This is a genomic window from Xanthomonas sp. WHRI 6106, from assembly GCF_040202405.1.
GTDB classification, from domain to species: Bacteria; Pseudomonadota; Gammaproteobacteria; order Xanthomonadales; family Xanthomonadaceae; genus Xanthomonas; species Xanthomonas cannabis.
The window spans coordinates 100,435-112,385 of sequence record NZ_JBEGFC010000011.1 but is presented as its reverse complement, the minus strand read 5'-3'; the positions used below and the strand labels follow the sequence as shown (position 1 = coordinate 112,385).

The following is an 11,951-nucleotide window of genomic DNA, read 5'->3' as shown; positions in this document are numbered from 1 at the left end:
TTGGCTCAGGCGATGCGCGGTGCGAACGACAACCGCACCGTACGCATGAAAGTGAAAACGGTGGATGCCACCATCGAATCGATGGCGCAGCGGCCGGCCGGTTGCCGGCGCTGCGCCTGCGTCCTGCGACAGCCCCGCTGCTGCACGATGGCGCCACTCTGCCGGAACACACCGGCAGGCACCTTCGACGCAGACGTGGCGTGTTGCAGACGCATCAATCAGTACACGCGCGGCTTCGGCGGAACCACGTCCACATCCTTGCTCAGCGTGTACATGTGCACCGGGCGATACTCGAATTCGCACTTGCCCTTGTCGTCGACGGTCACCAGCGTGTGCTTCTGCCAGTTGACGTCGTCGCGGTCCGGGAAGTCCTCGTGCGAGTGCGCGCCACGGCTTTCCTTGCGTTGCTCGGCCGAATTGATCGTCGCCACTGCATTGAGCAGCAGGTTGTTCAATTCGTAGGTCTCGATCAGGTCCGAGTTCCACACCAGCGAGCGGTCCGACACCTTGACGTCTTCGAAGGACGCGAAGATCTCGGCCATCTTGTCCACGCCTTCCTTCAGCGTCTTGCTGGTACGGAACACAGCCGCGTCCGACTGCATGGTGCGCTGCATGTTGTCGCGGATCACCGAGGTCGGCGTGGAGCCGTTGGCATAGCGCAGCTTGTCCAGCAGGCCCAGCGCCTTGTCGCAGGCATCGGACGGCAGCGGTTTGTGCGGCTGGTTGGTCTTGACCGTTTCGGCGCAACGATTGGCCACCGCACGACCGAAAACCACCAGGTCCAGCAAGGAGTTGGAGCCCAGGCGGTTTGCGCCATGCACCGACACGCAGGCCGCTTCGCCGATGGCGTACAGGCCGGGCACTACCGCGTCCGGGTTGTCGCCCTGCTTGCGCACGACCTCGCCGTAATAGTTGGTCGGGATGCCACCCATGTTGTAGTGCACGGTCGGCAGCACCGGAATCGGCTGCTTGGTCACGTCCACACCGGCAAAGATGTGCGCGCTTTCGGCGATACCGGGCAGCTTGTCGTTGATCACTTCCGGGCCGAGGTGAGTCAGGTCGAGCAGGATGTGGTCCTTGTGCTCGCCCACGCCACGGCCTTCGCGGATCTCCACCGTCATCGAGCGCGATACCACGTCGCGCGAGGCCAGATCCTTGTAGTGCGGTGCATAGCGCTCCATGAAGCGCTCGCCATTGCTGTTACGCAAAATGCCGCCTTCGCCGCGCACGCCCTCGGTGATCAGGCAGCCCGCACCGTAGATGCCGGTGGGATGGAACTGCACGAACTCCATGTCCTGCACCGGCAGGCCGGCACGCATCACCAGGCCGCCGCCGTCACCGGTACAGGTATGCGCGGAGGTGGCGCTGAAATAGGCACGGCCGTAACCGCCGGTGGCCAGCACCACGCCATGCGCGCGGAACAGGTGCAACGTGCCATCGGCCATGTCCAGCGCGAGCACGCCGCGGCAGACGCCTTCTTCGTCGAAGATCAGGTCGAGTGCGAAGTACTCGATCATGAAGCGCGCGTTGTGCGCCAGCGACTGCTGGTACAGCGTATGCAGCATGGCGTGGCCGGTACGGTCGGCTGCTGCGCAGGTGCGCTGCGCGGACGGGCCTTCGCCGTACTTGGTGGTCATGCCGCCGAACGGGCGCTGGTAGATCTTGCCCTCTTCCGTGCGCGAGAACGGCACACCGTAGTGCTCCAGCTCGATGATGGCCGGGATCGCCTCGCGACACATGTACTCGATCGCGTCCTGGTCGCCCAGCCAATCGGAGCCCTTGATGGTGTCGTAGAAGTGATAGCGCCAGTCGTCCTCGCCCATGTTGCCGAGCGCTGCGGAAATACCGCCCTGCGCGGCAACGGTATGCGAACGGGTCGGGAAGACCTTGGTCAGGCAGACGGTCTGCAAGCCCTTCTGGGCCAGACCGAACGTGGCGCGCAGGCCGGCACCGCCGGCACCCACCACGACCATGTCGTACTTGTGTTCTGTGATCTTGTAAGCGGACATCGAATTATGGATTCCTGTTTGGTCGCTGGCGACTCAGCTGATGCCCAGCGCGATACGCGCCACGGCAAACACACTGACGATGGCACCCAGCACGGCGACGAAGCGCACGATGGTCTGCGCCGCAAGCGCGAGCAGCGAGTTGTGCACGTAATCTTCCAGCACCACCTGCATGCCCAGTTGCGCATGCCAGAACGAGGCGATCAGGAAGCCGACCAGCAGAATCGCGTTCCACGGCTTGGCAACGGCGGCGCTGGCGGCCGCATGGTCGGCGCCGATCAGGCTCAGCACGAAGATCAGGAACCAGATCGACAACGGCACCAGAGCGGTGGCGGTCAGGCGCTGGACGACGAAGTGCTCGGTACCGGTCTTGGCGGCACCCAGGCCTCGCACATTCTTCAGCGGGGTACGGTAGCGGCTCATGCGGCACCTCCAGACAACAGGACGTAAGCCCAGATCGCGGCGGTGAGCACCAGGCTCAGCACCACCGACAGCCAGCCCAGGCTGACGAACGAGCGCACGGCGTAGCCCTGGCCGAAGTCCTGCAGGATGTGGCGCAACCCACCGAACAGGTGGAAGGCAAAGCTCCAGGTCCAGCCGAACAGGAACACCTGCCCGTACCAGGCGGCAGCATGTTCGCGCAGGCAATTCCAGTGGTCGGGGCCAAGCATCAATGTGAGCAAGGCGGCGGCAATACCCAAGGCGCCGACCGACAGAACGATGCCGGTGGCTCGATTGAGGATCGAGGTCACCATCTGGATCTGCCAGCGGTACACCTGGAGATGCGGGGAAAGAGGACGTTCGCGGATCGCCATTCGCTGGGCTCGTTATCTCGGCTGGGCGGCACTAGGCCGCTGTGGCTAAAAGCTGCTCAAAAATCGATGCAGCGTCCATTTTTTTCCCAGTCGCCGTAGCGCGTTGGCTCAGGGCCGTCGCGCCCACCGATCTCTTTGGGCAGTGGCTTCTTCTCGGGAATGTGCTCCTGAGGGGAAGGCTGCGTCTCGGAATCCTGCGATGGCGTGGGGGTTGGATGGCCTATCATAGTGGTCTCACAACATTGCGATTTTAGTCCTCCCCTTCCGTGGCTGACAACCTGAATCTTATTCCGCAGGGTTTTGGCTCCCTGCACGACATGCAATACGTCCGATTGGTCGGCGCGGATGCAGTGGCGTTTGCGCATGCCCAATTTGCCAATGACGTCCAGGCGCTGGCGATCGGGCAGTGGCAATGGAATGCGTGGTTGACGGCGAAGGGGCGCGTGGTTGCCATCTTCGCACTCCTGCGTGAGGACGACGCGCAGTTGCTGATGCTGTTGCCGGACGGCAATGCAGCCGAGATCGCCGCGCAGCTCGGCCGTTTCGTGTTCCGGCGCAAGCTGACAATCAACGCCATCAAGCTATCGGCGTATGGCGGCTTCGAGCCGGCGCAACGCGCGCACGGTGCACATGCCGATATCGGAACGCTGCATATCGCGCTGGACATGGGCACCGCCGAGCGGCCGCGCACGCTACTGCTTGCGCAGGACACGGCATTGGCCGCGCCGATGGAAGTGCCGAGCATCGACGCGCGATGGCGCCAGGAAGATCTGCAACTGGGGCTGGTTCGCCTGCCGCAGGCGCAGCGCGAACAGTGGACGCCGCAACAACTTGCGCTGGACCGCCTGCACGCCTTCAGCGTCAAGAAGGGCTGCTACCCCGGCCAGGAAATCGTGGCGCGCACGCACTTTCTGGGCAAGGCCAAGCGTGCGTTGCAGTTGCTGGAGATCGAAGGCAAGGCCGAAGCCGGCGACAGCGTCGTGCGCGACGGCACCACCATCGGGACAGTGGTCAGCGTCGCCGGACCACTGGCGCTGGCCGTGCTTCCGCTGGATCTGGCCCTGGGCGATGACGCCGTGCTGCAGGCAGGCGCGCACCGCGCCCGCCCGCTCGCCCTCCTTCCCGGCCTGGAGCGTTAGGCCGGTTCCAGCCGCTGCCCGGTCGCCGGGTCGAAGAAATGCAGCGCATCACTGCGCAAGGCCAGGCGCAGCGGCTGCCCGACCGCAGGCAGGGCCTGCGGCGCCACACGGATCACCAGCGGCTGGCCGCCGCGGTCCAGGTTGAGGAAGATCTCGTTGCCTACCGGCTCGATCACTTCCACCCGTGCCTCGAAGCCCAGCCGTGCGTCTTCGGACGGTTGCAGGTGTTCGGGGCGCACGCCGACGATCACGTCCTGACCGAACCAGCGACGATCAACCCGGGCAGCGCCCAACGGCACCCGCCAGCCGTCGGCCAGCACCAGGTGCAGGCCATCCTGCTCGTCCAGGCGCCCCTGCAGCACATTCATTGCCGGGCTGCCCAGAAAGCCGGCCACGAACAGATTGGCCGGGCGGTCGTACAGCGCCATCGGGCTGTCGATCTGCTGGATCACGCCGTCCTTGAGCACCACGATGCGCTGGCCGAGCGTCATCGCCTCGACCTGGTCGTGGGTGACGTAGATCATGGTGGTGCCGAGCTTGCGATGCAGCTGCGCGATCTCGGTGCGCACGCTGTGGCGCAGCTTGGCGTCCAGATTGGACAGCGGCTCATCGAGCAGGAACACCGAGGATTCGCGCACCATCGCCCGGCCCAGTGCCACGCGCTGGCGCTGGCCGCCGGACATGGCCTTGGGCAGCTTGTCCAGCATCGGGGTCAGGCCCAGCAGCTCGGCTGCATTGTTGACGCGCTCGGCGATGACCTGCTTCGGGTGGCCGCGCAGCTTGAGCCCGAAAGCCAGATTCTCGGCCACGGTCATGTGCGGATACAGCGCATAGCTCTGGAACACCATGGCGATGTCACGGTCTTTCGGCGCCACGTCGTTGACCACGCGCTCGCCGATCTTCAGCGTGCCGGCGCTGATGTCCTCGAGCCCGGCGATCATGCGCAGCAAGGTCGACTTGCCGCAGCCGGACGGCCCGACCAGCACCATCAACTCGCCATCGGCGACCTCGAAGCTTGCGCCCTGCACCGCCACCTGGCCGTTTTCATAGACCTTGCGGACACCTTCCAACTGCACTTTCGCCATCGTTCGGCCTCGACTGTGTATGCGCCCTGCCCTCGGCCCTCCCGACGGCAATGACGAACGACTCGTTTGCGCGAAATCTCTGTGCAAACGAATGCATTGGTTTATTCTGACATGTAATCGTTTTCACATGGCAACATCGATCTCGGGAGGGACCATGCCGCTACCGACGCACGCCGCAGTTTCCAGTGGCGTCACCAGTGACTCGCCACCCGGCATTCCGCCACGCAGGTGCAGGTATGCCGCCGGGGCGCTAACCCCTCGCCGCCCGTTGCTGCAACAATCGGGGGCTGGACGTCAGCGTCCATCCCCCGCTGCGCGCACGCAAGTGTCGCTCAGGAACAGACGTACCGACCGCCGGCTGTCCGGCGCCTTTCCGCCAAGCCGCTGATAACGATGTCTCCAGAATCTGAAACTCGGTCCATGCACAACACCCTGATCCTGTTCGGCGCCACCGGCGATCTCGCCCAGCGCTATCTCTTCCCCTCCCTGCTGCGTCTGTTCGTCGACGGCCTGTTGCCGGAGGACTTCCGCATCCGTGCGCTGGCATTGTCGCCGCACGACACCGAGGCCTTCCGCGAAGTGCTGCGGCCGCGCCTGACCGAGGCGTTGCCGATCGCCACGCCCGGGCAGATCCAGACACTGCTGCAGCGGGTGGACTACCGCTCGGTGGATCTGCGCGATGCCGAGTCGGTGGCCAATGCGGTGCGCGAGCTGGCCAACCGCCAGTGCGTGAGCTATCTGGCGATTCCGCCGGGCCTGTACATCAGCACCTGCCAGGGCCTGGCCCTGGGTGGCGCGCTGGCAGCACCGCACCGTCTGATGCTGGAAAAACCGATCGGGCACGATTCGGACAGCGCCCGCGAGATCCTGCAGTCGATCGGCGCGCTCATCGACGAAGACCGCGTGTTCCGTCTCGACCATTACCTGGGCAAGGCGGCGGTGCAGAACCTGATCGCGCTGCGCTTCGGCAACACGCTGCTCGAAGCGGTGTGGAACCGCACCTACATCGAGTCGGTGCAGATCCTGGTCGCCGAAAGCGAAGGCGTGGACGGGCGCGATGCGTATTACGCGCGCTCCGGCGCACTGCGCGACATGGTCCAGAGCCATATCCTGCAGCTGTTGTGCCTGGTGGCGATGGAGCCGCCGGCCTCGCTGGAAGCCGACCGCATCCGCGACGAGAAGGTCAAGGTGCTGCGGGCGCTGCGCCCGATGACCGCCGACCACGCCGCGCACGACAGCGTGCGTGGCCGCTACACCGCCGGCAGCATCAATGGCCAACCGGCGCAGGCCTATCACCCGCCGGAAGGCAGCGACGTGGAAACCTTCGTCGCGGTGACTGCACATATCGACAACTGGCGCTGGGCCGGGGTGCCGTTCCACCTGTGCACCGGCAAGCGCCTGGCCGAGCGCTCCACCCGGATCGTGGTGACGCTCAAGCCGGTCACGCATTGGCTGTTCGAGCGCCCGGACCGCCAGAACGCGGTGCCCAACCGCCTGACCTTCCAGCTGCAGCCGCAGGAAAACATCGAACTCGGCCTGATGAGCAGCCTGGCCGGCCCGGAATGGGGCGCCATCGAACTGCAGCCGCTGGAACTGGAACTGTCGGTGCCAACCGGCCTGCACCGCCGCATCGCCTACGAGCGGCTGTTCGTGGACGCCTTCAACGGCAACCCGGCCCTGTTCGTGCGCGATGACGAGGTCAAGGCCGCCTGGGCCTGGATCGACAGCGTCAGCGATGCCTGGAAGGACGCAGCCCTGCCGCTGCAGCCCTACCCGGCTGGCAGCTGGGGCCCCGACGCCGCCACGCCGTTCCTGCCTCCGGCCACCGACGCACAGGGAAACAACGCATGACCGCTCCTTCCAAGCCGGTGCTGGTTGCCGATATCGGCGGCACCAACGCGCGCTTCGCGCTGGCCGATGTCGACGCCTCTGTACCGCTGCTGGATGACACCTCGCGCGAATTTGCGGTGGTGGAGTTCGCTTCGCTTGGCGAAGCCGCGCGTTACTACCTCGACCAGATCGGCGTGCAGGCCACCCAGGGCGTGTTCGCCGTGGCCGGCCGCGTCGATGGCGACGAAGCCCGCATCACCAATCATCCGTGGGTGATCTCGCGCACGCGCACCGCCAGCATGCTGGGTTTCAGCACGCTGCACCTGATCAACGACTTTGCCGCCCAGGCCATGGCGATCAGCCTGTTGCGTCCACAGGACGTGGTGCAGGTTGGCGGCGCCAGCTGGCGGCCGGCGCCGATCGATCAGCCGCGCAACTATGGCGTGATCGGCCCCGGCACCGGCCTGGGCGTGGGTGGTCTGATCATCCGCAACGGGCGCTGTTTTCCGCTGGAAACAGAAGGTGGCCATGTCAGCTTCCCGCCGGGCACGCCCGAGGAAATCCGCGTGCTGGAGATCCTCTCCGAACAGTTCGGCCGGGTCTCCAACGAGCGCCTGATCTGTGGGCCGGGGCTGGTCAACATCCATCGCGCCCTGAGCGAGATCGCCGGGGTCGACCCGGGCCCGCTGGAGCCCAAGGACATCACCGCACGCGCGGCCGCTGGCGACCCGCGTTCGGCGCGCACCATCGACCTGTTCTGCGCCATCTTCGGTGCGATCGCCGGCGACATGGTGCTGATGCAGGGCGCCTGGGACGGCGTGTTCCTCACCGGCGGGCTGGTGCCCAAGGTGCTGGATTCGCTGCAGCACTCCGGCTTCCGCCAGCGTTTCGAACACAAGGGGCGGTTCTCCGCCATCATGTCGCGGGTGCCGTCGCTGGCGGTCATGCATCCGCATGCCGGTCTGCTTGGCGCCGCCGCGTATGCGGTGGACGCGCAACGCCAGCACCCCGGGGAGCAGCGATGAACCTGCAGGACAACCCGCGCATCACCCTGGTGCGTTACGACGACCCGGCCGAGTGGACCGAGGCGGTGGCCAGCGAAATGGCCGACCTGCTCGAACAGGAGATCTCGCGGCGTGGCCAGGCGCGCATGCTGCTCTCGGGCGGCACGACGCCGGCGCCGGTGTACGAATCCCTCGCCCACCGCCCGCTGGACTGGTCGCGGGTGGAGGTAGGCTTGGTCGACGAGCGCTGGCTCTCGCCGCAGGACCAGGACAGCAACGCCTGGCTGGTCAATCACAGCTTCCTGACCCACGCACCGGCGGCCACCTTCATCCCGCTGGTGCGCCCCGGCAAGCAGTTGCCCGAGTGCGTGCACACCGCCAACCTGCAGGCCACCCATGCCGAGCCGGCCTGTCTGGCGGTGCTGGGCATGGGCGGCGACGGACACACCGCTTCGCTGTTCCCCGGCTCGACCGACCTGCCCAAGGCGCTCGCCAGCCCGCAGCCGTACGCCTCGCTGGATGCGACCGGCTGCCCGGGCGCGAACCAGTGGCCGTTGCGCATCACCCTCACGCCTGCCGGTCTGTCCGCGATCCCGACCCGCCTGCTGCTGTTGCGCGGCAAGCAGAAGCTGGATGTGCTGCAGGCCGCACTGGCAGGCGAGGACGTCGGCGAGTACCCGATCCGCGTGGCGCTGCAGCAGCCTGGCCCGCGCTTGCGGGTGCATTGGTGTCAGTGATGCGCGTCCCCTCGCAGGAGCCGATCTTGTGCGAGTCCTTCGCAACAGCCGATTTCGTGCGAGTCCTTCGCAACAGCCCGCACATCCATGTGCGGGAAATTAAAAGCGCATTTCCTTTCCCGTTTCTCATAGCCGGTAGCCAATGAGCCTGCATCCGAACATCCAAGCTGTCACCGACCGTATCCGCAAGCGCAGCGCGCCGTCGCGCGCGGCGTATCTGGCCGGCCTCGATGCCGCCCTGCGCGAGGGACCGTTCCGTAGCCGTTTGAGCTGCGGCAATCTTGCCCATGGTTTTGCTGCGTCCGAGCCGACCGACAAGTCGCGCCTGCGCGGTGCGGCCACCCCCAACCTGGGCATCATCACCGCCTATAACGACATGCTGTCGGCGCATCAGCCGTTCGAGCATTACCCGCAGCTGATCCGCGACACGGCGCGTTCGCTCGGCGCCACCGCGCAGGTCGCCGGTGGCGTGCCGGCCATGTGCGACGGCGTGACCCAGGGTCGCGCCGGCATGGAACTGTCGCTGTTCTCGCGCGACAACATTGCCCAGGCTGCCGCGATCGGCCTGAGCCACGACATGTTCGACAGCGTGGTGTACCTCGGCGTATGCGACAAGATCGTGCCGGGGCTGTTGATCGGCGCGCTGGCATTCGGACACCTGCCGGCGATCTTCATGCCGGCCGGCCCGATGACGCCGGGCATCCCGAACAAGCAGAAGGCCGAAGTGCGCGAGCGCTATGCGGCCGGCGAAGCCACCCGCGCCGAACTGCTGGAAGCGGAATCTTCGTCGTACCACTCGCCCGGCACCTGCACCTTCTACGGCACCGCCAATTCCAATCAGGTGTTGCTGGAGGCGATGGGCGTGCAGCTGCCCGGTGCCTCGTTCGTCAACCCGGAATTGCCGCTGCGCGACGCGTTGACCCGCGAGGGCACCGCACGTGCGTTGGCCATTTCTGCGCTGGGCCAGGATTTCCGCCCGTTCGGCCGCCTGATCGACGAGCGCGCCATCGTCAACGCGGTGGTCGCGCTGATGGCCACCGGCGGCTCGACCAACCACACCATCCACTGGATCGCAGTGGCACGTGCGGCCGGCATCGTGCTGACCTGGGACGACATGGATCTGATTTCGCAGACCGTGCCGCTGCTGACCCGCGTCTACCCGAACGGGGAGGCCGACGTGAATCGCTTCCAGGCCGCGGGCGGCACTGCGTTCGTGTTCCGCGAGCTGATGGACGCCGGTTACATGCACGACGACCTGCCCACCGTGGTCGAAGGCGGCATGCGCGCCTACGTCAACGAGCCGCGCCTGCAGGACGGCAAGGTCACCTATGTTCCGGGTACCGCGACCACCGCCGACGACAGCGTGGCGCGCCCTGTCAGCGATGCCTTCGAAGCGCAGGGCGGTCTACGCCTGCTGCGCGGCAACCTGGGGCGGTCGCTGATCAAGCTGTCGGCGGTCAAGCCGCAGCATCGCACGATCGAAGCGCCGGCGGTGGTGATCGACACGCCGCAGGTGCTCAACAAGCTGCATGCCGCCGGCGTGCTGCCGCACGATTTCGTGGTGGTGCTGCGCTACCAGGGCCCGCGCGCAAACGGCATGCCTGAACTGCATTCGATGGCGCCGTTGCTGGGCCTGTTGCAGAACCAGGGCCGCCGCGTGGCCTTGGTGACCGATGGCCGCCTTTCCGGCGCGTCGGGCAAGTTCCCGGCGGCGATCCATCTCACCCCCGAGGCGGCGCGCGGCGGCCCGATCGGACGCGTCCGCGAAGGCGACATCGTGCGTCTGGACGGCGAAGCCGGCATTCTGGAAGTGCTGGTCTCGGCCGAAGAATGGGCATCGCGCGAGGTGGCGCCGAACACCGCCGTGGCGGGCAACGACCTGGGCCGCAACCTGTTTGCGATCAACCGGCAGGTCGTCGGCCCGGCCGACCAGGGCGCGATCTCCATTTCCTGCGGCCCGACCCATCCGGACGGTGCGCTGTGGAGCTACGACGCCGAATACGAACTCGGGGCCGATGCGGCCGCGGCGGCCGCACCGCACGAGTCCAAGGACGCCTGACCCCTTCCCTCTGCGCGGCCGCCCCGGCGGCCGCCGTCTAATGGAGTTGCAATGACGATTGCCCAGACCCAGAACACCGCCGAACAGCTGCTGCGCGATGCCGGCATCCTGCCGGTGGTCACCGTCGACACGCTGGACCAGGCGCGCCGCGTCGCCGATGCGCTGCTGGAAGGCGGCCTGCCCGCGATCGAGCTGACCTTGCGCACGCCGGTGGCGATCGACGCGCTGGCGATGCTCAAGCGCGAGCTTCCCAACATCGTGATTGGCGCAGGTACCGTGCTGAGCGAGCTGCAGTTGCGCCAGTCGGTGGATGCCGGCGCCGACTTCCTGGTGACCCCGGGCACGCCTGCACCGCTGGCACGCCTGCTGGCCGATGCGCCAATTCCGGCCGTACCTGGCGCAGCGACGCCGACCGAGCTGCTGACCCTGATGGGCCTCGGCTTCCGGGTGTGCAAGCTGTTCCCGGCCACCGCCGTGGGCGGTCTGCAGATGCTGAAGGGCCTGGCCGGTCCGTTGTCCGAGCTCAAACTTTGCCCCACCGGCGGCATCAGCGAAGCCAATGCCGCCGAGTTCCTGTCGCAGCCCAACGTGCTGTGCATCGGTGGTTCGTGGATGGTGCCCAAGGACTGGCTGGCACAGGGCCAGTGGGACAAGGTCAAGGAAAGCTCGGCCAAGGCCGCGGCGATCGTGCGCCAGGTGCGTGCGGGCTGAGTGCCGGGTGCCTTATCCAGCAAGCTGGATGGTCCAAGGCTCTGCATCAACTCACCCACACTGCCGTACCTAGCCGCCAGAGCCGCCTCCTTGGCGATCCCGGCTCGATTGGTTGGTTTCGTCAGGCGCGGTTGGAAGCTGGTCAACCAGCGCCTCGGCGCTGATTGACTGCGGTTGCTGCACAGCACGTGCTGGGGAACGCAGTGGTCGAGTTCTCGATGCGCAGGCCGAACGCGGCTGCACCACCGTTTTCGCTGCTCAACACCATGGCAACCACTCGCCGGGGCGGCAGCGCGGCCGGGGAGTGGCGGAGAGCGGCGCAGGGATGTGCCGCGACGGCGCGTCAGGCAGGATGTCTGCCGCGCCGAAAGGCCGATTCCCGGCCGCGCTGCCGCCTCTCGCCGAAGTGGCTGACCGCCGCACGCTTGGCACTAATCGGGAGACCGTACCCTCACCCCAACCCCTCTCCCGGCGGGAGAGGGGCTTGATGCGGCTGCCGTCAGTGGGTGGAAGATGCTGAGTGCGACCAACAAAAGTACCGCTGCTTTCATCCTTAGAAGAGCGA

The 11,951-nt window shown here is 66.5% G+C and carries 12 protein-coding genes; 6 read left to right on the top strand and 6 right to left on the bottom strand.

Annotation, left to right across the window (positions count from 1 at the left end; all coding sequences use genetic code 11):
• Positions 1–5 precede the first annotated feature (5 nt).
• The 5 genes from ABQZ09_RS15895 to ABQZ09_RS15875 are packed head-to-tail and all read right to left on the bottom strand — an operon-like array spanning position 6 to position 3,048.
• On the bottom strand, positions 6–209 hold the full coding sequence (locus ABQZ09_RS15895; RefSeq protein ID WP_425511549.1) for a hypothetical protein: 204 nt from the start codon (positions 207–209) through the stop codon (positions 6–8).
• Between the two features lie 9 nt (positions 210–218).
• Positions 219–2,009 (bottom strand): succinate dehydrogenase flavoprotein subunit, encoded by a 1,791-nt coding sequence (gene sdhA / locus ABQZ09_RS15890; protein WP_039409054.1) that lies wholly within the window; start codon positions 2,007–2,009, stop codon positions 219–221.
• Between the two features lie 33 nt (positions 2,010–2,042).
• A complete protein-coding gene (sdhD, locus tag ABQZ09_RS15885) occupies positions 2,043–2,429 on the bottom strand; it encodes a succinate dehydrogenase, hydrophobic membrane anchor protein (RefSeq protein ID WP_104533467.1) in 387 nt (128 codons plus the stop codon).
• Positions 2,426–2,821: a succinate dehydrogenase, cytochrome b556 subunit gene (sdhC, locus tag ABQZ09_RS15880; RefSeq protein WP_047694866.1), complete on the bottom strand. Its 396-nt coding sequence runs from the start codon at positions 2,819–2,821 to the stop codon at positions 2,426–2,428. The genes sdhD and sdhC overlap by 4 nt, the downstream gene beginning before the upstream one ends.
• Positions 2,822–2,877: 56 nt before the next feature.
• The gene (locus tag ABQZ09_RS15875; protein WP_166744361.1) at positions 2,878–3,048 is read right to left on the bottom strand and encodes a DUF1674 domain-containing protein; all 171 of its coding nucleotides are present in this window, start codon (positions 3,046–3,048) and stop codon (positions 2,878–2,880) included.
• Between the two features lie 39 nt (positions 3,049–3,087).
• On the opposite strand from ABQZ09_RS15875, the gene ygfZ reads away from it, so the two are divergent.
• A complete protein-coding gene (ygfZ, locus tag ABQZ09_RS15870; protein WP_349777343.1) occupies positions 3,088–3,960 on the top strand; it encodes a CAF17-like 4Fe-4S cluster assembly/insertion protein YgfZ in 873 nt (290 codons plus the stop codon).
• Here the strand turns inward: ygfZ and ABQZ09_RS15865 are convergent.
• Positions 3,957–5,045, bottom strand: a complete 1,089-nt coding sequence (locus ABQZ09_RS15865) for an ABC transporter ATP-binding protein (RefSeq protein WP_047694870.1) — start codon at positions 5,043–5,045, stop codon at positions 3,957–3,959. The two genes, ygfZ and ABQZ09_RS15865, sit on opposite strands and share 4 nt — an antisense overlap.
• Positions 5,046–5,465: 420 nt before the next feature.
• On the opposite strand from ABQZ09_RS15865, the gene zwf reads away from it, so the two are divergent.
• The 5 genes from zwf to ABQZ09_RS15840 all read left to right on the top strand — a co-directional run bounded on the left by zwf (position 5,466) and on the right by ABQZ09_RS15840 (position 11,386).
• On the top strand, positions 5,466–6,896 hold the full coding sequence (gene zwf / locus ABQZ09_RS15860) for a glucose-6-phosphate dehydrogenase (RefSeq protein ID WP_349777342.1): 1,431 nt from the start codon (positions 5,466–5,468) through the stop codon (positions 6,894–6,896).
• On the top strand, positions 6,893–7,900 hold the full coding sequence (gene glk / locus ABQZ09_RS15855; protein ID WP_005995646.1) for a glucokinase: 1,008 nt from the start codon (positions 6,893–6,895) through the stop codon (positions 7,898–7,900). The genes zwf and glk overlap by 4 nt, the downstream gene beginning before the upstream one ends.
• The gene (pgl, locus tag ABQZ09_RS15850) at positions 7,897–8,616 is read left to right on the top strand and encodes a 6-phosphogluconolactonase (RefSeq protein WP_166748623.1); all 720 of its coding nucleotides are present in this window, start codon (positions 7,897–7,899) and stop codon (positions 8,614–8,616) included. The genes glk and pgl overlap by 4 nt, the downstream gene beginning before the upstream one ends.
• A 142-nt stretch (positions 8,617–8,758) precedes the next feature.
• Positions 8,759–10,675, top strand: a complete 1,917-nt coding sequence (gene edd, locus ABQZ09_RS15845) for a phosphogluconate dehydratase (protein ID WP_039409033.1) — start codon at positions 8,759–8,761, stop codon at positions 10,673–10,675.
• Positions 10,676–10,726: 51 nt separating this feature from the next.
• Positions 10,727–11,386, top strand: coding sequence for a bifunctional 4-hydroxy-2-oxoglutarate aldolase/2-dehydro-3-deoxy-phosphogluconate aldolase (locus ABQZ09_RS15840; protein WP_039409030.1), 660 nt, complete (start codon positions 10,727–10,729; stop codon positions 11,384–11,386).
• Positions 11,387–11,951 lie beyond the last annotated feature (565 nt).